Origin of the sequence: Pristimantibacillus sp. PTI5, from assembly GCF_048572955.1 — a bacterium.
Lineage (GTDB): Bacteria > Bacillota > Bacilli > Paenibacillales > Paenibacillaceae > Pristimantibacillus.
Map to the genome: position 1 here is coordinate 691,713 of NZ_CP183886.1, position 25,197 is coordinate 716,909.

The 25,197-nt window shown below is 45.1% G+C and carries 29 protein-coding genes; 9 read left to right on the top strand and 20 right to left on the bottom strand.

The window, feature by feature from the left end:
* Nucleotides 1-3: 3 nt before the first annotated feature.
* Nucleotides 4-663 carry an alpha/beta hydrolase gene (locus tag ACN6MW_RS03360; protein WP_419874223.1) on the bottom strand — a complete coding sequence of 220 codons (660 nt, stop codon included), beginning with the start codon at nt 661-663 and terminating at the stop codon, nt 4-6.
* 22 nt (nt 664-685) lie between these two features.
* Nucleotides 686-1,090 (bottom strand): DoxX family protein, encoded by a 405-nt coding sequence (locus ACN6MW_RS03365; protein ID WP_419874224.1) that lies wholly within the window; start codon nt 1,088-1,090, stop codon nt 686-688.
* A gap of 146 nt (nt 1,091-1,236) precedes the next feature.
* On the opposite strand from ACN6MW_RS03365, the gene ACN6MW_RS03370 reads away from it, so the two are divergent.
* Together ACN6MW_RS03370 and ACN6MW_RS03375 are read left to right on the top strand one after the other, a co-directional pair.
* A complete protein-coding gene (locus ACN6MW_RS03370) occupies nt 1,237-1,788 on the top strand; it encodes a helix-turn-helix domain-containing protein (protein WP_419874225.1) in 552 nt (183 codons plus the stop codon).
* A 62-nt stretch (nt 1,789-1,850) separates the two neighbouring features.
* The gene (locus ACN6MW_RS03375; protein WP_419874226.1) at nt 1,851-2,816 is read left to right on the top strand and encodes a helix-turn-helix transcriptional regulator; all 966 of its coding nucleotides are present in this window, start codon (nt 1,851-1,853) and stop codon (nt 2,814-2,816) included.
* An 11-nt stretch (nt 2,817-2,827) separates the two neighbouring features.
* Here ACN6MW_RS03375 and ACN6MW_RS03380 read toward each other — a convergent pair whose 3' ends face one another.
* The gene (locus ACN6MW_RS03380; RefSeq protein ID WP_419874227.1) at nt 2,828-4,474 is read right to left on the bottom strand and encodes an alpha-amylase family glycosyl hydrolase; all 1,647 of its coding nucleotides are present in this window, start codon (nt 4,472-4,474) and stop codon (nt 2,828-2,830) included.
* Between the two features lie 254 nt (nt 4,475-4,728).
* Between ACN6MW_RS03380 and ACN6MW_RS03385 the strand changes: the two genes are divergently transcribed.
* Both ACN6MW_RS03385 and ACN6MW_RS03390 read left to right on the top strand, forming a co-directional pair.
* Entirely contained in the window at nt 4,729-5,283 is a 555-nt protein-coding gene (locus ACN6MW_RS03385) for a PadR family transcriptional regulator (protein WP_419874228.1), read from the top strand.
* The gene (locus tag ACN6MW_RS03390; protein ID WP_419874229.1) at nt 5,280-6,128 is read left to right on the top strand and encodes a type II CAAX prenyl endopeptidase Rce1 family protein; all 849 of its coding nucleotides are present in this window, start codon (nt 5,280-5,282) and stop codon (nt 6,126-6,128) included. The genes ACN6MW_RS03385 and ACN6MW_RS03390 overlap by 4 nt, the downstream gene beginning before the upstream one ends.
* Nucleotides 6,129-6,193: 65 nt before the next feature.
* Here ACN6MW_RS03390 and ACN6MW_RS03395 read toward each other — a convergent pair whose 3' ends face one another.
* From ACN6MW_RS03395 to ACN6MW_RS03450, 12 genes are all read right to left on the bottom strand, one after another.
* Complete coding sequence (locus tag ACN6MW_RS03395; protein WP_419874230.1) at nt 6,194-6,775, bottom strand: GNAT family N-acetyltransferase; 582 nt, start codon at nt 6,773-6,775, stop codon at nt 6,194-6,196.
* A 57-nt stretch (nt 6,776-6,832) separates the two neighbouring features.
* Nucleotides 6,833-7,603 (bottom strand): GNAT family N-acetyltransferase, encoded by a 771-nt coding sequence (locus tag ACN6MW_RS03400; protein WP_419874231.1) that lies wholly within the window; start codon nt 7,601-7,603, stop codon nt 6,833-6,835.
* 206 nt (nt 7,604-7,809) lie between these two features.
* Nucleotides 7,810-8,004: a hypothetical protein gene (locus ACN6MW_RS03405; protein ID WP_364153239.1), complete on the bottom strand. Its 195-nt coding sequence runs from the start codon at nt 8,002-8,004 to the stop codon at nt 7,810-7,812.
* 113 nt (nt 8,005-8,117) lie between these two features.
* Entirely contained in the window at nt 8,118-8,798 is a 681-nt protein-coding gene (locus tag ACN6MW_RS03410) for a serine/threonine protein kinase (RefSeq protein ID WP_419874232.1), read from the bottom strand.
* A 57-nt stretch (nt 8,799-8,855) separates the two neighbouring features.
* A complete protein-coding gene (locus tag ACN6MW_RS03415; protein ID WP_419874233.1) occupies nt 8,856-9,170 on the bottom strand; it encodes a hypothetical protein in 315 nt (104 codons plus the stop codon).
* Between the two features lie 60 nt (nt 9,171-9,230).
* Nucleotides 9,231-10,925 (bottom strand): carboxylesterase/lipase family protein, encoded by a 1,695-nt coding sequence (locus tag ACN6MW_RS03420; RefSeq protein ID WP_419874234.1) that lies wholly within the window; start codon nt 10,923-10,925, stop codon nt 9,231-9,233.
* A gap of 96 nt (nt 10,926-11,021) precedes the next feature.
* A complete protein-coding gene (locus ACN6MW_RS03425; RefSeq protein ID WP_419874235.1) occupies nt 11,022-12,086 on the bottom strand; it encodes a leucine-rich repeat domain-containing protein in 1,065 nt (354 codons plus the stop codon).
* Nucleotides 12,087-12,284: 198 nt separating this feature from the next.
* Nucleotides 12,285-13,628 (bottom strand): MATE family efflux transporter, encoded by a 1,344-nt coding sequence (locus tag ACN6MW_RS03430; protein WP_419874236.1) that lies wholly within the window; start codon nt 13,626-13,628, stop codon nt 12,285-12,287.
* Nucleotides 13,629-13,865: 237 nt separating this feature from the next.
* A complete protein-coding gene (locus ACN6MW_RS03435) occupies nt 13,866-14,234 on the bottom strand; it encodes a DoxX family protein (protein ID WP_419874237.1) in 369 nt (122 codons plus the stop codon).
* Nucleotides 14,235-14,659: 425 nt separating this feature from the next.
* Nucleotides 14,660-16,015 (bottom strand): dipeptidase, encoded by a 1,356-nt coding sequence (locus ACN6MW_RS03440; RefSeq protein WP_419874238.1) that lies wholly within the window; start codon nt 16,013-16,015, stop codon nt 14,660-14,662.
* Between the two features lie 178 nt (nt 16,016-16,193).
* Nucleotides 16,194-16,871: a cytochrome P460 family protein gene (locus ACN6MW_RS03445; protein ID WP_419874239.1), complete on the bottom strand. Its 678-nt coding sequence runs from the start codon at nt 16,869-16,871 to the stop codon at nt 16,194-16,196.
* A gap of 32 nt (nt 16,872-16,903) precedes the next feature.
* Nucleotides 16,904-17,581: a DUF4405 domain-containing protein gene (locus tag ACN6MW_RS03450; protein WP_419874240.1), complete on the bottom strand. Its 678-nt coding sequence runs from the start codon at nt 17,579-17,581 to the stop codon at nt 16,904-16,906.
* Nucleotides 17,582-17,865: 284 nt separating this feature from the next.
* Here ACN6MW_RS03450 and ACN6MW_RS03455 point away from each other — a divergent pair, with 284 nt between their 5' ends.
* From ACN6MW_RS03455 to ACN6MW_RS03465, 3 genes are all read left to right on the top strand, one after another.
* Nucleotides 17,866-18,801, top strand: a complete 936-nt coding sequence (locus tag ACN6MW_RS03455; protein WP_419874241.1) for an AraC family transcriptional regulator N-terminal domain-containing protein — start codon at nt 17,866-17,868, stop codon at nt 18,799-18,801.
* Between the two features lie 239 nt (nt 18,802-19,040).
* Nucleotides 19,041-19,892 (top strand): aldo/keto reductase, encoded by an 852-nt coding sequence (locus ACN6MW_RS03460; RefSeq protein WP_419874242.1) that lies wholly within the window; start codon nt 19,041-19,043, stop codon nt 19,890-19,892.
* 64 nt (nt 19,893-19,956) lie between these two features.
* Nucleotides 19,957-21,165 carry a sugar efflux transporter gene (locus ACN6MW_RS03465; RefSeq protein WP_419874243.1) on the top strand — a complete coding sequence of 403 codons (1,209 nt, stop codon included), beginning with the start codon at nt 19,957-19,959 and terminating at the stop codon, nt 21,163-21,165.
* A gap of 242 nt (nt 21,166-21,407) precedes the next feature.
* Here ACN6MW_RS03465 and ACN6MW_RS03470 read toward each other — a convergent pair whose 3' ends face one another.
* The 4 genes from ACN6MW_RS03470 to ACN6MW_RS03485 all read right to left on the bottom strand — a co-directional run bounded on the left by ACN6MW_RS03470 (nt 21,408) and on the right by ACN6MW_RS03485 (nt 23,620).
* Nucleotides 21,408-21,926 (bottom strand): SRPBCC family protein, encoded by a 519-nt coding sequence (locus ACN6MW_RS03470; RefSeq protein WP_419874244.1) that lies wholly within the window; start codon nt 21,924-21,926, stop codon nt 21,408-21,410.
* 79 nt (nt 21,927-22,005) lie between these two features.
* Complete coding sequence (locus ACN6MW_RS03475; RefSeq protein ID WP_419874245.1) at nt 22,006-22,344, bottom strand: ArsR/SmtB family transcription factor; 339 nt, start codon at nt 22,342-22,344, stop codon at nt 22,006-22,008.
* Nucleotides 22,345-22,731: 387 nt separating this feature from the next.
* A complete protein-coding gene (locus ACN6MW_RS03480) occupies nt 22,732-23,079 on the bottom strand; it encodes a VOC family protein (protein WP_419874246.1) in 348 nt (115 codons plus the stop codon).
* 358 nt (nt 23,080-23,437) lie between these two features.
* A complete protein-coding gene (locus ACN6MW_RS03485; protein ID WP_419874247.1) occupies nt 23,438-23,620 on the bottom strand; it encodes a hypothetical protein in 183 nt (60 codons plus the stop codon).
* Between ACN6MW_RS03485 and ACN6MW_RS03490 the strand changes: the two genes are divergently transcribed.
* Together ACN6MW_RS03490 and map are read left to right on the top strand one after the other, a co-directional pair.
* Nucleotides 23,612-24,046, top strand: a complete 435-nt coding sequence (locus tag ACN6MW_RS03490) for a TetR/AcrR family transcriptional regulator (RefSeq protein ID WP_419874248.1) — start codon at nt 23,612-23,614, stop codon at nt 24,044-24,046. The two genes, ACN6MW_RS03485 and ACN6MW_RS03490, sit on opposite strands and share 9 nt — an antisense overlap.
* A gap of 7 nt (nt 24,047-24,053) precedes the next feature.
* The gene (gene map / locus ACN6MW_RS03495; RefSeq protein ID WP_419874249.1) at nt 24,054-24,800 is read left to right on the top strand and encodes a type I methionyl aminopeptidase; all 747 of its coding nucleotides are present in this window, start codon (nt 24,054-24,056) and stop codon (nt 24,798-24,800) included.
* A gap of 40 nt (nt 24,801-24,840) precedes the next feature.
* Here the strand turns inward: map and ACN6MW_RS03500 are convergent, their stop codons facing one another.
* Complete coding sequence (locus tag ACN6MW_RS03500) at nt 24,841-24,948, bottom strand: hypothetical protein (protein WP_419876261.1); 108 nt, start codon at nt 24,946-24,948, stop codon at nt 24,841-24,843.
* Between the last annotated feature and the right edge of the window lie 249 nt (nt 24,949-25,197).

The window sequence follows — 25,197 nt, forward strand, 5'->3', positions numbered from 1 at the left end:
TTCTCACTCCTTATTTATCATCAATCCGGCATCCTGCTTCAGCCAATTCAGAGCATCAAGCTGGTTCTCCTCCGATACGCCGTGGTCGTTCGGATATATTTTGAATGTCAAGCGCTGCGTCTGATCCTCGAAATAAGCCGCAGTCTCGCGACCGATCCGAACCGGGAATACCGAATCATACTCTCCATGCGTAATAAATACCGAAACATCCTTTACGCTTCGAAGCGGATACTCCGTCTTTACAAAGTCAGGAACATACCCGTTCAGCGCAACGATTCCCTTTAATTGATCGCCCATCGTAAGCGCCAGCGTCATGGACAGAATGGCGCCTTGGCTAAAGCCGAGCAAATAACGTTTGCCTGGATCGATCGGATACTTTTCCGTCGCATAATGAATGAATGCTTCGAGCTGGTTAGCCGCTTTGTCAAACATTTCTCGGATTGGATTGCCCAGGCTTTTTAAATCATAATACTGGTAACCGGCGCCAAGCGGCAAATTGCCGCGGATTCCGACGATGATGAAATCATCGGCCAACGATGCGACCAAACCGAACATATTACTTTCATTCGAGCCTTTGCCGTGCAGCGTAAAGAGGGTCGGATATTTTTTGTCCGGATCCAGATTGATCGGCAAATGAATGTCATATTGATAAACCGGGTTCATAATAATCCTCCATCCTTGAAAGTTATGCAGTGCGTTTTTTCATAATAAGACGGTCAACCGAGAGACTCGATTGCTCCGCAACTGCCAGATATAACGAAACTAACATAAATCCTAGATCCAACTCATAACCGGGCGATTGTGCATTGCCAAGAAGTCCGGCCGAAAGCTTCGTCGTGAAAATTGCGCCGATGAGCATGACGACAAACAATCCCGATACGGAACGTGTAAACAATCCCACAATCAGCATGATGCCGCCGACAAGCTCAAGCAGGGCCACGAAATAGGCCAATAATCCCGGAATACCGATTGAACTGAACCACGCATCTACATTGCTTAGTCCCATTTGAAACTTGGCAATCCCGTGAAATACAAATATGATTCCCATCACCACGCGCATAATAGTCGTTACAGCTGCTGTCTTTGTCATTCTAATTCTCTCCTCCACAAAATATAAGTTATAATAAAATAAATTTTATATGAGTAATTTATAGTAAATCACATTGACTTGTCAACTGGAAAATTGCTAATATGAAATTATGTTTCGTATTACAAATATTCTAGAGGTGTAATCAGATGGATATCGGCTCTACCATACGGGCGATACGGAAGCGAAAGAATATCACCATCGCTCAAATTTGCGAAGAAACAGGCCTGTCCCAAGGCTTTATGAGTCAGGTTGAAACCAATAAAACCTCCCCCTCCATAGCGACGCTGGAAAACATCGCGCAGGCTTTGAAGGTTCCTTTAGCTTATTTGCTCTTAAAGAAAGAGGAGCGGATGAATGTTGTTCGGAGGGAAGAACGAAGAATTACGACAAGCGGTTTCGAGAAATTAAAGGTGGAGCACCTGAGCTCCACCAAGAACGTAAAGATGATGCTCGTAGAGTTCCCTCCCGGTGCTTCAACGGGGAACGTGCCACATGCGCATGAAGGCGAGGAGGTCCATGTTGTCATTAAAGGGAGGATCTACGCAGAGCAGGGGGAAGATGCGGCTGAATTTGCAGAGGGCGATTCCTTCAGTTGGAACGCGTGCACGCCCCATCTCGTGAGAAACATTGGGGAGAACACGGCTATGGTGCTTATCTCCATCTACACAGAGAACGAGCAAGGACAGGATCTTATCTAAACAAGTATAGGGCAGACCGGAAGCCGCTCCTTCGGTTCTGCCCGAATGAGCGGAGGGCTCCATTGAATAAATCTCAGCGGTTATTAAACATACTCATGACGATCAGTTCCAAGAAGAAATTTAATATAAAAGATCTAACCGAGGAGTTTCACGTTTCCAAAAGAACGATTCTTAGAGATTTGCAGGAACTCTCTGAGCTGGGGGTCCCTTTATACTCCGAATTAGGCATCAATGGAGGATATCATATCCTTAAAGATCACACCTTGCCTGCGGTCCGTTTTACTGAGAACGAAGCTATAGCCTTATTTTTTATCGCTGAGTCATTAAAATACTATAACCAGCTGCCTTTCGAATCAGAAATACAAGCTGCTTTGAAGAAATTTTACCATCACCTGCCTTCTGGCATTAAGGTTAAAATAGATCAGATGCGTTCAAAAATCCTTTTCTGGGTTCCCAACCGCCCATTGAAAACCCCCTTTTTATCTGATTTGCTTGAAGCCGCGCTCCATCAGAGCAGGATCTCCGTCTCCTATGAATCACAGAATGGCGTTTCAAGCAGGGATATCCAGGTGATCGGGGTATATACCATGAACGGCTTCTGGTATTGTCCGGCTTATTGTTATAAATCGCAGGATTATAGAACTTTCCGCGTAGACCGTATCCTCTCCTTTGCTGTATCAACAGAAACCATCGAAAAGCTGGACTTAAGCAACCATCATGTAACCGACTGGGTATTTCCTGATAAAGCGGAATCAGAATTAGAACAAGGCCTGACGCTAAAGGTCGAATTGAACAAACGCGGAGTATGGCAATGTAAATCCGATTTTTGGATGTCCCAAGGAATGACCATCCATGATGATGAGACTGGAACGATAATAAAAACAATACAGGCTTCCGATGTGCCTTGCGTAGTCGATACAATTATGCAATGGGGGACGGATGCCGTTGTGATGGAGCCGCCAATGATTAGAGAGCTCATCATCAAACGCACGAAAGAGATATTACATCTTTACAACGCTTCTCTCTAAATTTTTTAGAATCATCTAGACATTTGATAAATTTGAGTTTCAAAGACATTAATAAATAGATCATGTTTGTCCATGTGGGTACTGATTTCTTCTTCCCCGGATCGATAGATCATATTTTTATTTTTTCCGAAATATTTCATCGCATCTATACTCTCTTCCAAGCTTACAGTGAGCGGATTGCCGGATAAATTAACGACGATCAGCAATTCCTCTTTCTCGTTTCTTCGAATATAAGACAAAACCATCTCTTCGGAATGAGGAATAAATTGCAGCTCTCCATTCCAAAAAGCAGCATGGTTCGTTCTAAGATGGATAAGGGATTTATAATGGCGAAACATCTTTTCGTCAAAATGAGTCCAGTCCAACTGGTAATCTTCAAATAAAGAGGTCCAGGTATTTAAAGTTCGCTCGTTAAATTCTTGCCCCATCATGATAAAAGGAACGCCTTCAACCGTCATCAATATAGAGGCTGCGGGCATCGCTACTTCTTCCCCCAGGAAGGCCCATATTCTTGTGCATTCCTTTTCTTCCAGCCATCTCATGCGTAAAGCGCCTTTTGGAAAGCTGTATTTATAGGAGTTATACATCCGAATAAAATCGATCCTTGTTATCTTGCGGTCTGCCAAATCTTTAATCGCTAATCTTAGGCTGCCATCATAAGTTAAATTACATGATTCCAGATGATGATATTCATCGTAGGATTGTGAAATCAGGACGATATCGTCTTTCACTTTATGGAGCTCCTGTCTTATTTCCGATAAAAAATCAAAAGGAGTGATATCCGAATCATCTAATCGAAAGCCATCAAAATCAAATTCGGCGATCCAATAAGCCATCGCTTTCATAACGTATGCTCTCATTTCCCTACTATTAAAGTTTAATCCGGCGAAATAGTCCCGATTCGGAACTTCATAATAAACTTCGTTACTCTCATTTCGTGTAAAATATTCCGGATGGTATTTGGTCAGGATGTGATCTACGCTTCCGCGATTCATCACCCAATCCATAATGACCTTCATTCCATTAGCATGCGCCTTAGCAATCAATGCCTTTAATTCTTCAGCTTTGCCATAACTGCCGTCAATGGAATAATAGTCTTTCACCGCATAGGGATCGCCGTATTCCCCTATTCTCTTTTCCTCCCCAACCTCATGAAACGGCATAATCCACAGCGTATTCACTCCGAGCTCTTTCAAATAATCCATTTTATCCGCAAGGCCATTAAAGCCGTTATCATTAAAAGCTCTCAGATGCAGCTCATAAATAACAGCCTTCTTTAACCATTCCGGGCTTTCTATTGCTTGAAAATTTTCATACATGTATCCGGGGCTGTGTTCAGTAATATCAGTCGTTCTAATGAGTACATCTCCATTTTCGGTTACCGTTATGGCCGAATTATTCTGCCCATCCTCCGAAATATTCGGGTTCAGAGGATCGGTTATCCACTCTTTATCGTCTACAACGATTTTGTAAAGATGCCTTCCTTTCGGTAAGCTCAGTTCAAGCTCCCAGCGATTGCTCCCCTTTTGGTCCATTTTATGTTTGGTATGATCCCAGGAATTAAAGGTCCCTGCTACTGAAATAACCTTAGCCTGATGGTCGGCTTGATAAAAAAACCTTACTCCTTGCTGTCCTTTTGCCGGGAAGCCATGTCTCATATTATTCTCCTTCGTGGAGGTTACTGTTAGAATGCCATTCCTCCTAAACTAAAAATAACATGGAAAGGAGACAGAATCTGTCACCTTTCCGATGGTTGTATAGGTTCTTTTTTAACCCCCCATGCCTAAATGCCAGGATGAACAAAAAATAACAATTGTTTACAGATCAAACCAAAGATGTTATGCTCATTTTGAATAAATAGTTCTAGTAGACATGTCTATTAGATATTAATTAATGATGAGGGGAATGCAGCTTGCAGGACAAAATCATACTTGGCTTATTGCTGGACGGGGATAAGTCATCCTACGATATGAAGAAGAGCATGGAATCAAGTACCGGGTTCTTTTATAATTCCAGTCAAGGCAGCATACAACCAGCCTTAAAAAAGCTCATCCAGAATGGCCATGTCCTGGTAACGGAGGAGCGTCGGGGGGCAATCATCAAGAAGATTTTCTCGATCACGGAGAAGGGAGAAAAGGAGTTCCTGAGCTGGGCTAGTGATCCGATCGCGTTGGAAAAACCGAGAGATCCCGCGCTCGTCAAAATGTTTTTCTTTAACTATGTCGACGATCACAGAAAACTTGAACTCGTTGAAGCATACTTGCGAGAAATCGAGACGGTCGAGGCCACCTTGAAAATGATTCAGCAAATGAATCGCGAAAAGATCGGGAATAACAGAGAGCTTTTGAATAATCCGAAATGGAAAAGCAGGCTGGATACATTGGAATTTGGAGCGGAATATTATGCGTTCTTGAAGGATTGGTACGGGAGGTACTTAAAAAACATAAAAGAGGAGCTGGAGCGGTGAAGGTAAAGAAAAACAAAACGCTTAGGAACGTGATTATTTTTTCGCTCATTGCGTTAAGCTGCGGGTGGATCGGACGTCTGGTGGACTTGCAAGCAGGAACGGATGAGAACGGGAGCCTCGGACAGCTGATGTGGATCGTGTCACCGCTCCTTTGTATGGTGGTTTTGCGCAGTTGGATGGGAGACGGCTGGAAGGATTTCGGCGCCAAGCTTCGTATTAAGGGAAACGTGCTTCCGTATTTGCTCAGTATCCTATTCTTTCCCTTGATGACAACGGTGATCGTCGGTGTCGGTATCGGATTCGGGTGGACGGATAGGCTCCAGCCGTCTACTCCCTATCTGGCGGCATTCGGCATGGCTCTCCTGCCGAGCTTGTTCAAAAACATTTTCGAGGAATTTGCATGGAGGGGCTATCTCGCTCCGAAGCTATTCTCGCTCGGGTATAACCGCTTTTTCGTCCACATTGCCGTCGGGATCATTTGGGGGGCCTGGCATTTTCCCTATATGTTTTTATTCGTGGACACCACGGAAAGCATGATCACCTATATCCCCCGCATGATGATCGGCGTGATCGCCATGTCCATATTGTATGGCGAGATTCTGTTGATAACCAAAAGCGTCTGGCCGGCCGTCGTTATGCATACGATGGGAAATGCCTTCGTCGATACGCTGATTTTGAAAAAATTCATTCATGTACATGAAAAGTTCGGCTATATGGCCATGCCGAGTCCTGAAGGAATCCTCGCCATCGCTTTGACCGGTCTAACCGGTCTGTGGATTTATAGGAGAAGAAAAAGAACCGCGTCAGATTTCCCTGCCCAGCATCAACCGTTTGAAAGAATGTAGAAAAGCTACCTGCCGTTAATGGAACGAGGCTGCCACTAGATCCTATGGCAGCCTCGTTGTGAAGATTATTTATTCTTTCGATCTCCATTAGAACGACGATACGCTTTTTCATGGAATTGAATAATGCTGCGGAACAGCAACTTCCCATCGTCCGGCAACCGATTACTCTCTTCGAGGTTAAAATACATCGCCTGATAGGGTTCCGTCACCCAAATGTACTGATGAACATAAGCAGTGAGACGGAATTCGTTTGTTTCCCAGAAATGGATTCGCCGGCTATTTTCCTCCGTTGGTTCGGATTCCACTTCGACGATGATCCCTTTGCAGTTCGCGACTGTACGCGCCCAGTTTTTGATACGGTCAAGCAATAGTCGGCCGTATCCCTTGCCGCGAAGCTCCTTGCGAACCGCTATATAATCAATTAGCAGAGCTCCCGCTCTCTGATCGATTCCAGTTAACGCCATCCCAAAAATTTCTTTGCCCTGAGCAATTGTGTGTAGTTGGCACATACGTTTTTCAAACATGCGGTGAACGATATCGCGGCTTTTCTTGCCTTCTAGGGGAAAAGCTTGCTCGTAGATTTGCTCTGCTGCGCTCCACTGAGCTTCATTCCATTCGTCGGTGATGCGGTATTCCAAAGCCTCCATTGATGTCACCACTTTCGGAATCTTAATCCATAAATAATCGTATCTGCTTCTACATTCTTAAGTTACATTGATTCTCAATAGTCTGGTTTTCGTAACCATCCCCGCACTCTCCAGAGTCCTCTTAGAAGCTTCATTATAGTACCAGCATCCACTTACAGGCTTAATGCCCTGCTTATGACACCATTTCCTTAATTCTAAAATGATAACTCTCCCAATTCCTTGTTTTCTATATGCCTCATTAGTAAACATGCCAATGCTTGCTAATCCTTTGAACAACTTAGACTTTCCAACTATTCCGATTCCAAGCAACTCAGCACCCCTATAATAGGCGAAGAGTTCTCCACTTTCAATCCGCCGTTCATAATGGTCAAGAAAATCTCCACAGATTTGTTGTATTTGTTGCAGGTCTTCTAAATTAGCAGGTCGAAATGATTCATCACCTGTAACATTACTCTCTATTATTTCTGCTTGATTGTCTTGGAAAAAGTAAGCTTGTTTGTTAATCGTAAAATCCTTATCTAAAGCTAGGCTTACAAATAGTTCATCGCAGGTCGGAACGAAAAGTGAGTTCACTGTATGATGTTCAAGCACATAGCTAAACATCTTCTGCGAGTGCATTTGGTAGGGACGACTGATATAGAACTGGGTAAGAAGTTCGTTATTATGAATTGCATAGTATCCTACTGCTTTTGATCCCTCTTGAAGCATGTAAAAAGCCGATGCTAAAATATGCTCCTCCAAGAAAGAATCAAAAGGTGAAGATAGCCCTTGGATGTATTCTTCAAATAGATATTGAATTTCACTGAAAAGACATTTTTTCGCTATCATCCCAAGCCATCCTTTCATGAGAGATTATTATTAATTCTATAGTAAATGATGCTTTTCATAAATTAAAGGGAAAGTAAAGTAAATAGTTAAACTAACCTGCCGGTTAGTTGTTTATCTCATAAAAAAATCCGCTTTAAAAAAAAGCGGAATTCAAGATTTTTTCTTAGGTACCTTTGGAGCGTTTTATTCGTACACATGCTTCATTATCACTTTTTAATGTCATTATCTTTATTTTGCAGAACCTGTTTCACCAAATTTTCTGACGCTTCTTCGTTAATGGAATTCACCGCCGGTACATGCTCTATCGCATTCTGCGCATAGCTTGTTCCCGAGTGATTTAAATTGGTAAAGGCAACCGGCTGCTTCTCAATTTTGGAGTTGCTTAGCTGATCTTGTTTCATAAGGTTTCAACCTCCATTCTTTTTAAATTCAAGTTATTTTGGATGTATTCGTTAAATAATATGCATTTTAGGGTGATTTCGTTGGAAAAAGTTTCTTATTCTATTGTCCCCGTTCATTTGCGTTCCCCAAAGAAAAGCCGACTCACCCGTTTAGAGAAGTCCTCTATTCCAAAATTCGACTTATCGATCCTGTTATACCAGTTCGTTATCGTTTCCAAGATCCATAAAGGTACCTGTACCTCGCTTATCAGAGGATAAAAATGTTTGTATGTCCATACCAAGTGTTCCCAACGACTATCGTTTCCTTCCTTGATATATTCCGATACATCTAGAACTTTTCCTCTTCCCTCTTGCAAAAGAATATTTTTTAGATGAATATCCCTCGGGTTCAGCCCCTGACTTCGTACAAACTCGCGGGCCTCCTCTACGTCTTGGATCACTTGCTCTGGAACACGGACACCTTGTAGAAGACAATCGTATAAGGTAACTCCTTGTTCAAAACTTAAAACTAAATAGTTAGATCCTGCTCCATAACATTGGGCGAAATACTGCGATCCTTTTAAGCGTTTGTATATACCTTCTTCCACTTCTTTTTTCTCTAATGCCTGAGCGGAATACACTTTATATGCGTAATTAGGGGTGTCCGGGGAATAAAAGACCGCGGCATCCGTTCCGATGCCGATGCAACGCAAATCTTCTGAAAAACCGATGACGGAGACAGGTTTATTGTTTTCATGACCAACGACCTCAATAGACCTCAATGCTTCCTCAGCTTGTTTCCAATCTGGAATCATAACCATCTTCTCCTTGTTGTTTTGGCATTATTTTCGCCGACGGACCCATTTCCTATTTTAATCTGGTTTTGGACTAACATTTATGTTTATTGAGCTGCCGGAGTTTGAATCTATTGAAACAGCATTAATAGAAGAGTACTTATCAGTAACAAGTTTTGAATAATTAGTATACAGACAGTTTATCTCTTCCTCATTATTAGTAATATTCTTTCCTAGATATATCCCATTCTTCTTTCTATTTTTTTCGATCCATTTCTGAATGTTTCCATCTGCGGATTTCACGTCTGAATACGTAATTGAAAAGTTTTGAGAGTTAGAGCAACCTGTAACAATTATAAAAATTAATAACAGCAGAATTTTTAATTTTTTCAAAGTGAATACTCCATCCTGGTTAGTATGGATTCAATTTACCCTCACAATAGTTTGACCGAACTAAAGTCGTTCGCCTTTATTAGAATTCCAAAAGAACCGTCCGATAAACAGTTTTTCCTTAATCCAGTCCCTCTGCTCCGCCGTTAAATTGGGATCACTCTCCATCTTGGCAAGTATATCCTCTTTCCTTAAATATTCGGGAGACATCTCAATGCTTTCCTGCTTGGCATCCGCATCTAGTTTAAGGGTTCGCTTAACATCGCTTTCAGCCGTCCACTCTTTCCAGGCAACGGAACCTTCGCCATTCGGGTTCCCAGTGTAAAGAAACAGTCTTATGTACTCCCGAAGGGCGGAGCTCAGCGCTTTACGTCCCGGTTCGTTCTCATCCGTAATATATCCGCTAGGGTAATTCTGCATCGCTGTCGTATAGTCTCCAGTATAAAACATCATATCCGCCCCGTGCGGAGCCCCTAAAAGCGCACGCAAACCGGGATCAATGACGCCATCTCTCGTTCCCCAACTGAATCGATATGCATAGACAGGGGGCTGATCCGGGTGTATAGTTAATGCTTTTGCAACCTCTTCGACGTTAAAACCTGCATATAGATCGCTTCCATATTTCGCCGCTGCCGTATACAACTTCATTTTATCTAGGTCCGTAAGCAAGCTGCCGTTCATGACAGAAGGAATAAACTCAGGATCAGAGAGCGCGAACCCCGAGAATTCAGTGGATGTGCTTCCCAGGATGGTTGGAAATTTGTGATAGCTTCCATCCTTGATGCTTTGGAACCCGCCTTCAGGGATTACTGTGCCGTCCTCGAACAAATGCGGAAACGGTTCCATTTGAATAGCGACTTGATCGTACGTCTGCGTGTAAAGCTTGGCATCCTGATTTCGCAAGAATGCAGCGATCGTTTCTGGGTTTTGAGAAGCGACCCACATCCTAGCTTCCTCTTCTGTACCCACCTTTCCCGTTCTGACGAGCAACCTTCGCAATACCACCTCCGACTTTGCGTCGCCTGCCGCTGAGCCGGCTGTCGTCATGCCTCCGCTTAATATGATCGCTTTATGAAACAACCCTTCCGCAAGGGGCGAAATTAATGCTGCCAACACATTTCTAGCGCCTGCCGATTGTCCTGACAAAGTCACATTTTCCGGATCTCCGCCGAATTGATCTATATTTCCCTGTACCCATTGTAAGGAATACAAAATGTCAAGTAAGCCGTAGTTACCAGAATCGTCGATCGCATCTCCGGTTCGCAGGGTTGGGTGGCGAAAGAAGCCCATCGCTCCTAATCGGTAATTTACTGTAATGACGATGCTGTTCGTCTCCTTAGATAACTGATCTCCTTTAAAGTCCTGGCCCGAGCCAGTCAAATTGCCACCCCCGTGCGCAAACACGAGAACTGGAAGCTTGGAGCTCGTGCTGTCCGGTCGCCAGATATTTATATACAGGCAATCCTCGTTGCCGACCATCGAGCCATTTGCTAATTGTACGCAACTGTTCCCGTATTGTGTGGTCTCCACGATACTATCCCATGCCTCCAATTCGCGAGGTGCTCTCCAACGCAGCTCCCCGATCGGCGCTTTGGCATAAGGTACGCCCAACCATTGGATAACGCCGACAGCTGTGTTCCTAATCCCGTTGAGTTTTCCATACTTAGTGGAAACCAAAGGTTTCGCCAGAAATGCAGGACGTTCCTGATTAGCCGCATGCTGTTCCGTGAGCGTTCCGCCATCTTTATTAACACTCATTATCAAAGCCTCGTTCGAGGTGTCCATTGTACGCTTGTTGTTCATATATCCTCCCTGGCAGATTGAGTTCAATCCCTTTTCTTTTACATTTGACCGTTATTTAAGCTGCTGTTCCGATTCATTCGTTTCCCATAACGAATCCTGTGACAAATTAATGTATTTCAGCTGCTTCATACCATAGAGGAAATCAGGCTTCCGTTTGATCATACATATTCCCATGTCCAAGATTCGCAGGTGCTTCAGCTTCTCTAGCTCGAGCGGCAGCTCATGGATCGAGGTGTATTGAATCGTAAGCTGCTCCAGTTGTTCCAGCTCTCCAATCTCAGGCGGGATGCAGTTTAAGCTGATTTCTTCCTTCGGCTTGGCCCGATACCCGGGAGTCGGGCGATCTGAGCTCGCACATTGGATGCAAAGCATTTTCAAGTTCTTCAGCCTGGCTATGGATGCGGGAATACTCTCCAAATCAGCCGTCCGGATTTGCAACCGTTCAAGCTTGCTTAACTCAAACAGCCCTTCGGGCAGCCGATAAAGATCCTGCTCAAAAATTTCCAGATCACGCAGCTCTGTAAGTTCCCTGATTCTCTCAGGCAGCTCTATCAGACCATGTCCACTTATGTACAGCCATTCGGTTTTATGCTTGATGGCATCATCTAGCAGACGATCCAGGTTCCGATGAGCATTTAATTTCAAAAAAAGGCCTGTCATTCGATCCATCAGTTCGACTGCTTCTTCCTCAGTCACATCTATACCATACATATGTTCATGCACAACCGAGTAAAGATAGTCTCCGCCACCTTCTTTCAAAAAACACAAGTCTTCCGGCAGGTTAGGATAAATCCAATCCGACAGGCGGTTTGCCATTTGCTTCAGCAGATTTCCGCTTTCTTCGCAGCATCTATAAAAATAGTAAGTTCCCGCGGTATAAAAGGCATGACTGCGATAGGTATTTCTTATTTGGGTAACTTCATCAATATTATCGCCTTGGATTACGATTGTCTTCATTAGGTAAGGCTCCAGCGCTTCCAATACGTTTATGTAATGGCCCCCCCGTACCACATCAGCCGGAATTTTCTCCCCAAGCACAAAACATTCCGAGTTCCGTATCGCCAAATCTATTACCCGCTCGTAAGCTTCACCTTTAGGGTCAGTATACATTCTCATCCCATAAGTCTCCATTCCCATTCAAAGTACATCATATTCCTATTGGCATAATACCACATATTGGAACTTTTCTGGCCGTTCCTTAATAAAAAGAGCAGGCCACCACTGCTCCTGCTCATCCATGTGTTATTCAACAATCGTTCCCATTAGTTCTTATAGGTTTAACTTCATAGTCCAGGAAGTTCCCGACAGGGATCATTAACCGTGTGACGCTTCTTTCAGCCTGACCGCCGACCAATCTGTCCGGTAAAACCGGAGCATGATCGACAGCCCCATGACCATAAGGAACGTGTATAATGCCAGCCATGCGCCCACACTTCCCCAATCCAGCACGTTGATGAAGATATAAGCAAGCGGCACGAACAGCAACCAGCTGGCGGCCAGCGATATTTTGAGCAAAAATGTCGTATCCCCGAGTCCACGTAATCCGCCCGCGTAGAAATTCAGCAGTCCGTCAAAAATTTGCAGATACGCCGATATCATAATGAGAAACGCTGCCACTTCATAGACGGCGGGATCGGAGGAATATAACCGCGCAATCGGTTCGGCCAGGAATGTCTCTACCGTACCGAGTATGACCAGGAAAATCGTTCCCAGGATCGCCGTATCCGTTCCGGCCCTCCTGCCTAGGTGGGCTTTGCCCTGCCCGACGTATTGGCCGACTAGAATCGTCGCGGTTGCACCGAAGGCGAATGCCGGCATGAAGCCGAACGCCATGACGCTGAGCGCAACCTCGTTCGCCGCCAACGCCGTATCGCCCAGCCGGGCTACAAAAGCGGTAAAGATGAACATCGATAGGCTGAGCGAGAACTCCTGCGCGCCCAGCTTGCCGCTTTCCTGCAGCAGCAGCTTCATTTCCGGCCAGTTAAACTTCACAAGTTGCCTTGTGTTGAACGGCTTATGCAGTACGAAATAAAAGACGATCACACACACCAGCAGTTGAACCGCTTCACCGACCAGCACTGCTGCTCCTGCCCCGGTCAGACCAAGTTCAGGAAAACCCCAATTCCCGAATGTTAGCGTGTACGTCAGAAAGATCATCATCAAATTGCTGATCAGTGCGATGACCATAGACAGCCTAGTCGCGCCGATCCCTCTCAGAAATCCGTGAAATACAAAGTTAATGATACCGAAGGACATCGCAAAGAAACGGAGTTCAAGATAATCAGCGCCTTCCCTGACTAGATCTGATGAGCCTCCGGTCAACCGTAGGATATCATCGGAGAGAAATAAGCCCACGACGGCAGTCAAAACCGCAAAGATAATGCACAAATAAAAAGCGAGATACGTCCGCTGGATTCCTTTTTGCATATCGTTCGAACCGTAATTCTGGGCAACCAGATAATTCACCGTATGTCCGATCCCCGAGAAGATTGCAAAAGCGTTATACATAATAATGTTGGATACGCCGACGATGGCGATAATCAGGAAACCGAGATCACCTACCAGAATCAGATTGATCGTCCCCGTCACGGTAGCGGTGGCGAAGGACACCAGTGACGGAATGGCTAGAAGTAATATTTTTTTCCAATTTTGCAGCATACGTGTTGTTAGCCTCTTTTCAGCAGATTGTATACCCTTTCATTCGACATTGAAGAACCACTTCCTTTTTTTAATGGAACAACGATAATCATGTTCAAGTTTCTAACTTAACAATAAAAAAACCACTTCCGATGAAGTGGCTTAAATGATTGTTTCAGTAGAGTCTGGGGGATCGAACCCCTGACCACATCGCTGCGCTCTCCCACCATTGAGTATTTCACTACCATAGATATGAACTTACCCAAAAAGATGCGGCAGTTCGTCTGCATATAAGATTACTACAGCAGTAGCTATCAAGAGATTCAATAAGGCCGGTATCACTTTTCCGATCGGATGTTTGACTCTGAAATGCGAGAGGCACGCCAATAGCATCATTATGCCTATCAATATTCCGGTCCATGCGGCAACACCTGGATACCAGTATCCGATAACTAGTCCTATGCATCCAACAATTTGAACGTAGCCAGTAATGACGCGGAACCATTGAGGAAGCTTAATCGAATCAAACAGTTCGACCTGATGCTTGGCTCCTGCAATCTTGCTTCCGCCAAAGAAGGCCATGGAGAAAAGCAACCAACTTTGAAGAACGATGGTTAGTATATGCATTTGAATCCACTTCCTTATTCATTTATTATTATCCGACACCAATCGGTGTCCTAATTTATAATATAACACCATTACGTGTCCTGTAAAGCAATTATTTTGATGTAATTGATGGCAACCTTCTCCAATGGGCGGTTTGGATTCTTAATAAGCGACATGCCAATCCCTTCTAAAATATGACGCAAAATATTTTCATCCCCCTTTTCAAAACTAATACCATTAGTTTTATGTGAGGGGGAACAAAGTTGATCATATTCTTATTGGTCTATTTGATGAATATATGAAATGCGATGGAAGAATATGAAGACAAGGAATCGAGGTCGGTGAGGATGAAAATCGTCGTCGTATCTGATACGCAAAAACCCATAATGAACAAGAAACGATGCTCAAAAAAATCGCGAAGCCGGCCGCTTCGCGATTTTTCATACCTATAACCGCTTCAGGAACGATACGATCGTCAGAAGCCCTTTGTCGAAATTGTACAGATTAAAATGTTCGTTCGGCGCATGCAGATTCTCATCCGGAAGACCAAAACCCATCATAACGACAGGAGCCGCCAGCTCGCGGGAGAAGGTTGCGACGATCGGAATCGATCCTCCGTCTTTCGTGAACAGCGCGCGCGTGCCGTAGACGTCTTCGTAAGCATCCGCAGCCAACTGCAGCATCCGGTCGGAAGGATCGATGTTGAAAGCGCGGGCCTTCTCGCCGTCTTTGACTTGCAGCTTCGCGCCGGGCTGAACATGCTTCTGCAAATGCCGTTTGATCTTGTCCAGAATGTCCTGCGGGTCCTGGTCTCCAACTAAGCGGCAGGTGATCTTGGCATGCGCCTCCTTCGGAATGACCGTCTTGGTGCCTTCGCCCTGAAATCCGCCGTAAACGCCGTTCAGTTCAAGCGTCGGCCTCGCTCCGACGCGTTCCACAAAAGAGAACCCTTCTTCGCCGTACAACGCGTCAAGACCAAGACTTGCCTTCAGTTGATCTTCATCCAGCATCTGCTTGGCGAACTCTTCTCTCATGAGCGGCGAAAGCTCCGGCACGCCTTCATAGAATCCGTCGACGCTTACGCGGCCCCGATCATCATGCAAAGTCGCAAGCAATGAGACGAGGGCATGAAGCGCGTTGGGAACGCCCCCACCGTATGTTCCGGAGTGCAAATCGGTATTCGAGGTGTTCACGGTGACCTCAAGCGAACACAATCCCCGAAGTCCCGTACTAATGGCAGGCTTGCCCGGCTCGAGCAGCGATGTGTCCGAAATCAGGACGACGTCAGAGGCCAGCTTGTCCCGATTCGCCGTCAAGAAAGGGGGGAGGCTCCGGCTGGAAACTTCTTCTTCGCCCTCGATGCACAGCTTGATATTGACCGGAAGCCGCTCTTCCTGCTTCAATATGGCTTCTATCGCTTTGATATGCAGAAACACCTGGCCTTTATCGTCCGTCGCACCCCGCGCGTACAGCTTACCGTCCCGGATGTCCGGCTCGAAGGGAGGCGTCGTCCACAAATGCAGCGGATCGACTGGCTGCACGTCGTAATGACCGTAAACAAGCACGGTAGGTTTGCCAGGAGCATGAAGATGATCGGCATATACGATCGGATGACCATCGGTTTGATGCACTTCCACGTTCTCGAGGCCAGCACGGGTGAGCGCATCCGCAAGCCATTCGGCCGCTTTGTTCATATCCGCTTTATGCGCGGACAGGGCAGATACGCTCGGGATGGACAACCATTGCTTCAGCTCGTCCAACTGCTGTTCCCTTAGGTTTTGAAAATAGGTTTCATAACTCATCGGTGATTTCATCCTCCCTTTCAATTTATATCCATATCATATACCTCCGCCAGACAAAAATGCCAGAGACCCGGTGTAAATGGATGGCGTGAACGGAAAAACGGTATATTCCGCGAGTTTTTAAAGGATCATCCTTAATCATTCCCTCAATCTCCATCTTGGATTCCGAGCGCGATTATTACATTTGATCTTCTGTGTTAGGTATTTTAGCCAGATAATTAGTTAATGATTTGATCTTCCACTCCTCTAAGACCGTATCATTCATTAAATCGGCAGCAGCTGTAAAATCCTCAAGCTGGAATGTTTTCAACTCATCGAGTGTATAAGTGAAATCATCCCTCTCCTGAGAAGCATGGCATGATATGCAGCTTGCTACATCCCTTTTGGTATTCAATGTTTGGTCTGCATTGTAAGCCTGGAATCGCCAATCTCCATTTTGCTCTTCGGTTGGTTGATCGCCCCAGTCTAAGCGTTTTTCCATGACAAAAATATCCGATAAAATTTCATCTCTATAGATTTCAAGAGTTAATACCGTTCCTTGTGGAATTGGCTCTCCGCTTTGAACCGCTTTAATGGTTTCCGGACTTGCGTATAGCTTTTCATGTGCATTCCCACGATCAACAGTCGTATAAATGATTTGATCGGTATAATTATCTGGTAGATCAACGATTGCAGTACCATTTTCAACAGTTTGTTCTGGTTCTTCTGGTTGTGTTGGTTGTTCTTGTTGTGCTGGTTGTTCTGTTTGTTCAGTTTGTTCACCGGTCATGTTATCAACTTGGTTGTTGCTTCCTTCTCCGCATCCAGACAAGATAACTGTAGTTAAGAAAGTCAATAATACAAATACTTTTTTCATTGGTAATTCCTCCTTTAATAATATATCCATCCTTATATACGTTGTTTTTGCTTTTGTATAAACTTCACAGCATAATGTGTTCCACAGATATAGATTCCCATAATCGCAAGGTAATCCATAATAAAGGTAATGGCGGATTCATCGAAACCAAAGGATCCGAATGGATCATATACAACGAGTTTTGTACCTAGGTTTCTTTCAAATGAAGTCTGAACTCCAAAAATAACAATAAATACCGCCAATATGCGTAATAAAAAAGTTCGGACTACGCTTGAACCCGTTATTCCGGTCATTCTTCGCATGGCATTAATTATAGTCCCCCACGACATTCCAATATGAACAGCCATGATCACAAAACCCCAATAAGAAGTCATGACATGGATTTGCATGAAGATCATGTCATTTTTGATCGGAATCCAAGTAAGAACTTCACGGGAAATTGGTATTGAACTGATTAACACTGCAGCCATTGAAACTAAGAATAACAAATTAACCATGATGCTGAGTATACGTCGAAGATCGAACTTCCCCTTTAAAAGAGTCTTATACCACCTACGGTTTAAAATGTTATGGGCAACAAATAAAACCAACAGGATGACACCAACAACTTCGTGGATTAGAATCCCAGTCATTTGGTAAGCCATAGCCACTAACATAAGAACAGTCATCGTCATGTCAATGAACAATCTGATGATCATTTTAGGATTCAATCCGGCTCCCTCTTTCCCAATTCAATTCATTTTCATCCATTTGCTTTTCCCCTGCTGTATTAGGCTCCTCGATTTTTCAGTAGAACGGAGTTCACATCAAAAACGTTATGATGTCTAAGGAATACGCACAAGAGAAAGTGCTCTTTTAATTATGTCCGATGTCATGGTTGAATCGTTATCTCAATCGTCTCGAATGTTTGCCTAATCCTCTCCCAGTTACTTACGAATAAAGAATAAATGCGGTATACTTTGAAAAAAATAAATTATCGTTGAGGGGGGAGCCTGTGACTGAAGATACTGAGAATAAACGCAGCGAGCTCACAAGCCTGATTGAGCGTCACACCAGTAATGACGGAGTCATCCAAACGGCAATTTCATCATTGTTTTTTATTCGATACTCCTATTCGTCAGAGAAGGGTTACAGAGTTTACAATCCTTCATATTGCTTTATAGCACAAGGATTGAAAGAAGTTTGGCTAGCCAAAGAGCGCTTTGAGTATGGTCCAGCGGATTTTCTGGTTTCATCGATGAATCTGCCTGTCATCGGACAAATTATAAAAGCATCAAAGGCTGAACCTTATCTAAGTTTAAAACTTGAATTCACACAGAATCAGATTTTAGAAGTATTAAATGAATCAGAATTTCAAATGACAGCGTCGGAGGATGCAAGAAGAGCTCTGTTCGTAGGAGAGATTGAGCTCTCATTGTTAGATGCAACTCTCCGTTTAGCTCGATTATTAGACAACCCCAAGGACATACCCTATTTGGCTCCGATCTATCTAAAAGAGGTGCTGTATAGACTTCTCCAAAGTCAGTATGGTTCCACTCTTGCCCAAATCGCTTTGGAAGGAAGCAGCTCGTTTCGTATTCAGGAAAGCATTGAAGAAATTATTAATAATTTTGATAAGCCTCTACGAATTGAAGAGCTTGCAGATGCGGCTAAAATGGGTATATCAACATTCCATCGCGTGTTCAAGGATGTTACTGCGATGAGTCCGATTCAATTTCAAAAACAAATTCGATTGCAAGAAGCACGACGATTATTATTATCAGAATCCGCGGATGCCGCTGATGCAGCATTCCGCGTCGGTTATGAGAGTGCTTCACAATTTAGTCGTGAATATGCCCGCATGTTTGGTTCTCCTCCAAAAACAGACATCAAACAATTAAGAGACAAATTTGAAGACAAAACGCCGTCAACTGAACCAGTTCGATCATAATGTTAAGAAAGGCAGCGGACTTAAGTCGGCTGCCTTTCTTATGTCAACTGTCCTAACTTTAGATCCTTTTCTTCATACGACAGCCAATTCCAAATAATAAAGGGTCATAGGAGGAATAGGCAATAATTTGAGACAATTTTGATATCGGTTCATTATTAAAAAATTGCATAATGAATTCATAGCCCAGAAGTATCTTAGTTGGCAGAGCAACAGATCAATTACTATTAGGAGGAATATAGATGCAAAACGTGATTTTAAACAACGGGGTAAAAATGCCAATCCTTGGTTTCGGTGTGTTCCAAATTGCTGATGCAAATCAATGCGAACAAAGTGTTTATGATGCGATTTCTGTAGGCTATCGGCTGATTGATACCGCTGCTTCTTATCTAAACGAAGAAGCGGTTGGCAGAGCGATTAAACGTAGTGGCGTGGCAAGAGAGGAGTTATTTATCACTACGAAACTATGGGTTCAGGATACTGGATATGAGCGCACAAAAATGGCATTTGAAAAATCACTGGAACGATTGCAATTGGATTATTTGGATTTGTATTTAATTCATCAGCCATATGGCGACGTGTTTGGTTCTTGGCGTGCTATGGAGGAATTGTATCGTGAAGGAAAGGTCCGGGCAATCGGCGTTAGTAACTTCCACGAGGATCGACTGATCGATTTGATTATTCATAATGAAGTCGTTCCTGCCGTAAACCAGGTTGAAACGCACCCCTTCAATCAGCAAATCGAAAATGCAAAATTCATGAAAGAGAATAATGTTCAGATCGAATCCTGGGCGCCTTTTGCTGAAGGGAAAAATAATTTGTTCCAGAATGAGGTATTGGTATCCATCGCTCAAAAATATAATAAATCCGTTGCTCAAGTGGTTTTACGTTGGTTGTCACAAAGAGAAGTTGTTGTGATTCCAAAGTCTGTTCGTAAAGAAAGAATGATCGAAAACTTCAATATCTTTGACTTTGAGTTAAGCCAAGAGGATGTGGAGTCGATTACTGCGCTAGATACGAAACAGAGCCTGTTCTTTTCCCATCGCGATCCTGATATGGTGAAATGGCTCGGTACCCGTAAACTCGATATTTAAATATCTTGGGTAGGGTCGATCAAATAAGGCAAAGTAATGAAGCGGATAAAAGGAGGAATAGCGGTTGCACGCGAGAATGAAAAAGATGTTCGAGATCAAAGGGTACCGTATATTCGTCCTCTGCATGCTGATGATCGGGATCGGAATATCGATTACAATGCCGTATCTACCCCTTTATTTTACCGAAGAATTAGGGATGAGCACGGGAGCGTTCGGCGTGTTCATGGCGGTAAGTTCGTTAAGCGGCGTGGCAGTGAACTCTCTCCTTGCCAAACGCTCGGATAGCGGACTGGACCGGAAATGGCTGTTGATTGCAGCGATGCTTTCATCCGCTTTGGGGTATGCTGCGTATTTGGCATTCGATAGTTTCTTTATTCTGCTGATTGTGGTCAGTATTTTGAGTGGGCTTGGAGCCGCCGCCATACCGCAAATTTATGCTTACGCACAAGAATCTGCCAATGCAAGCCAATCCGACGACAAAACGTTTGCGATGTCTTCATTGCGTTCTCTGATCTCTCTTGGATTCTTAATTGGACCATTGGCAGGGACTCTCCTTTTGGCGGCCGCCGGGTATAGAGGTCTCTTTCTGGTGACGTCCGCCATTTATCTAACAACTGCATCGCTAGTATTCTTGTTTCTCGCAAGTCGGAAAGCAAATCCGAGAAATCCTGGGAAGAGCAACGCAGCGGGTACTTCGTCGCTCAGGAACATGCAGATCAGGCAGCCGTTTATCGCCTTTATCCTTTTGTTCATGGTTAACGCGATGAACTTAGTCAACACGCCGCTCTTTATTGTGAACGAGCTTCAAGGCACGCATACGGATGTCGGGTTAGTAGTAGGTATTTGTGCCGGCCTTGAAATCCCCATTATGCTGGTGCTGGGTGCGTTTGGCAGAAGGATTTCAAATCACACTCTCTTGATGATAGGCAGTATTATCGCGGTCTTTTATTTCGTCATCTTGAGTGTATCGAATGATCCGATACAGTTGATCATAGCACAGCTTCTGCAGGCAACGTTCGTGGCGATCGTGATGGGCAATGGACTCAGCTATTTCACGAATATGCTGCCGGAATCACCTGGTGTAGCCACAACCCTCTATTCCAACGCATCCACTATCGGTAGGCTGGCAGGAATGCTCGGCTGTGGTATCATTGCCCAGTTTATAGGATATCGATTGGTTTATTGGATGTGTCTGGTGATTGTGATTCTTTCATTAGTCTTGTTATGGAGAACAAGACCGCAAGCGGGAAAGGAAGTACCGTTACCAATATGAGACCTGCAGCATGCGTCGTTTTAACTTTGCATGGTCCAAGGTCTGAGAGGCAGCTTCCGCCCCGCTCTGCAGCCAGTTGACGCACTCCAATGGTAGTTTCAAGATTGAATCTCGTATTATCGTGCACATCTGATCATTTCATATAGAATTGATCAGAAAAAGGTCAATCCTCTAAGAGGAATGACCTTTTTCTCTGTTCCTTGATTTAGGCAACTTCGCGTTTGCGCCAGATCCTCTCCCCTTTAACCGTTCTTCTGGATCGCCTCCAGATGCTCAACCAGTCTGTTCCAGGTATCCGTAATGCCCTCCAGCATGCCCATATCCATCACCTGCTTCAAGCCTTCAGCCGTTGCATATTCGGCGGTGTTGATGACTTTGGTTCCGCCTTCGACCTCGATAAAGGTCAGCGTGCTGATAGTGGCCGGCATCGTTTCCGCAATATTACCCTCCGCATCGGAGAAATAGTCCGTATACACAATCTTCTCCGGCGCCTGGATTTCGCTGTATACACCCTTGCCCCAAGATTCCATGCCGTAGAAATCGCCTTGATTCTTGTCCTCGCATTTCATGCAATAATGCCACACGCCGCCGACTCGGAAATCGATGTTGCAAACCGGAAGCGTCCAGCCTCTCGGCCCCCACCAATGCTTCAGATGTTCGGCTTGCGAGAATGCCTGGAATACCAGCTCGCGAGGGGCTTTGAATTCGCGCTCCAGAATAAGCACCTTTTCCTCTACTTTGGATACCATTTGATTTGTCATTTTAACTTCCTCCTCGATTTCATTTTTTGGTCAAAATAGTTCACCACAGCGTTCAAGCAACTCATTCATTATCCCAAGCTCAGTCTTGCTGCTCTTTCCGTATTTCCTTTCCCTGCAACTTCTGCAAATAGTCATCCAGGCGGTCGAACCGATCCTCCCAGATGACGCGGTAGCTCCCCAGCCAATCGTCCAGCTCCCGGAAAGGATCTGGCCGCAGCCTGTAGATCCGGCGATTCGCGTCAACCTGGGCCTCCACGATGCCCGCCTCACTTAGAACACGTAAATGCTTGGATGCTTGAGGCTGGCGCAGTTGGAGCCGTTCAGCGATTTCCCCTACAGTGAGCGGACGTTCGCGCAAAAGATCAACAATCTGCATGCGGTTAGGCTCTGCCAAGGCACTCATGACGTTAGTATTCATAGTCATCATCCGTTCTCTTGCTGTAGTCGTACGCGTCCTTCGTTAGTGTTAGGAGTTTGTATTTTCCTCTGAAATCAACATCAATATACCATATCAGGAATATTCCTGTAAAGGAATATTTAAAACGGATTACGTTTTATCACTTTTCTGCTTTGTCATTCGGCTTTTTAAAGAAAGTGAGCAGAGAGCCCTATATACCTTAATGGAAAGATCTGCACTGCTCGGGCTTGGCCTTGTCACATTAATTAATTTTCGCAAAAAAGTATTAGACTGGCTCCAACAACAAAAATAGCGGTAGTCTTGGATGAGAAAATAAAATCCTAGACTGCCGCTGTTTTTTTGAACTAACGTGTCCCGTCAGCTCAATAGCAAATGAATGACAACTCGTTATTTCTCCCAAAGCTCGACCAGCCGACCTTCAGGATCTTCAATCCAAATAAACTTTCCAAATTCACTAATCTCTTTTTTCTTTGCAAGAGGTACACCAATATGTTCAAGATGCTTAATCGTCTCGTTTAAATTATGTACTTGGAAATTTAACATCACTTGTTGTTCTGTTGGAAAACAACTGTCATTCTGGGTAAAGAAAGAAAAGATAGTCTCATTTCCTAATTGGGGTTTTATCACAGTCCCATTCCAATTTTCTATTTCAATCTTCAAAACTTCACTGTACCATTTTTTTATAACTTCTAGATTCTTAGTCCTCCAAAATATTCCTCCGAAACCTTTTATCATCGTATCTAACTCCTGTCTTTCATCAAATTTTTAGCGATCCGATCACATTAGATATTCGAGATTTAAATTTAAGTTCCTTTTTCAAGTATACTGCCCGTTAGCGTAATGCCGCTACCGCCGCGCGCCTCTCCTCCTCCACTTTACCATGTATCTCCTTTTTCTTGCGATAAAACAAAACCCGCGGTGATTCTAAATCACCACGGATCGCCACTTCCAGAACACCACCGCCTCCGCAACTACCTGCCTTGAGGTCTGTCCGTGTTAGGTTCACTAAAGAATTTTATTTTCTTTCACCAACAGATAATTTGCATATCCCTGCCCCATGCGTTACAATCTTTATATCGACAAATTTGCAGGTCTATATAAGGAGGTTCACGCACCCATGTGCCCCCGTACCAAAGAACAAAATGAGCTCATCCGCATGCAGCGCAGAGAACAGATCCTGGACGCCGCCGCGCGCGCCTACTTCCGCACGGGCGGCGGCTTTGATATTCGCGACGTCGCCCGCGAGGCCGAGCTCGGTTACGGCACGGTGTACCATTATTACCCCAACCGGCATTTATTGATAGAAGATGTACTGGGCAGCGGCTTCGAGCGATGCGAGCAAGCCCTGGCAGAATGGGCGAACATCCGCGGCGGCAGCCCGGATGACAGACAGCTGTTTACGTATTGCAAGGCGCTGCTCCGGCTGTGGCAGTCGGACGCCCGCGCATATCTCGTCTACAAGATGGCGGCGGAGCATTATGCAGGCTTGCCTGCGAACGATCGGCACACCGCCAAGAGACGATTCATGGAACGGCTGTACGGTCCGCTCCAATCGATCGCCCAACGCGAAGACGACAGCGTCGACCATATGCTTGCCGTGCTGGTCGGCTGCTGCGGGCTTCACTACTATGCAGGCACTTCCGAGCTGGACGTCGATCGAATCGCCCAGCTCGCGATAAAAGCCATTACGAAGGAGTCCTGATACGAACATGGTCATCTTAAAAAGCATGCATGAAATCGAGGCCATCCGCAAGGCATGCCAAGTGGTGGCCGAATGCCATCGCACGATCGCCCCGCTCATCCAACCGGGCATCACGACGAACGAGATTGAGCGCATCTTCGAGGACATTATCTTGAAGAACGGCGCCAAGCCCTACACGAAGGGCTATAACGGCTATCAATATGCGACTTGCGCCTCCGTCAACGACGTGATCGCGCATGGCTTCCCTAGCGATAAGCCTCTTGAGGAAGGCGATATCGTGACGATCGACACGGTCGCGGAGCTCGACGGCTGGCTCGGCGATTCGGCCTGGAGCTATGCGGTCGGGAAGATCTCGCCGACGGCCGAGAAGCTGATGCGCGTCACGAAGGAATGCCTTGACCTCGGCATCGCGCAGGCGCAGCCCGGCAATCGGCTCGGCGACGTGACGAGCGCAATCCAACGGCATGCCGAATCGAACGGCTACGGCGTCGTGCGCGACCTTCTCGCGCATGGCATCGGCCGGGACCTGCACGAAGCCCCGAACTATATGCATGTCGGCAAGCCCGGCAAAGGCCTCCGCATCAAGGAAGGCATGGTGTTCACGATCGAGCCCATGATCACCGAAGGCACCTACTACATGACAATCGATGCGGACGGCTGGACCGCGCGGACGCTGGACCGCAAGCTCGCCGCCCAATACGAGCATACGATCGCCATCACCGCTGAAGGTCCACAGATCCTGACCGCGCAATAGAAATATTAGAGGCCGACCAACGAGATGGTCGACTTCTTTTTTATGTATTCGGCATAGCATCTTTCTTCATCCGATACATGCGTTCATCCGCTCTCTTATAGAGCTCATCGGCATTTGCTCCGTCTTCCGGATAATGGCTGGCTCCGATACTTACGGTAAGCGTTGCTTAACAGTGTGTACTGACACATAATTGCAATTCAAAGTTGCGTTAACTTCCCGTTAGATTAACGCCCACCAGTACATCTAGAAGCCCACCATTCTTAAAACGCCTTCGCGTGATTGGCGGACACTTCCATACGCAAACCGCGACGCGCAATGTCAGCGATAAACGCGCACTCGTGACGCCTTTGCATATCCAGTCAGGATCAGTGAACAAATCCTCGAGTTCGAGGAAGTT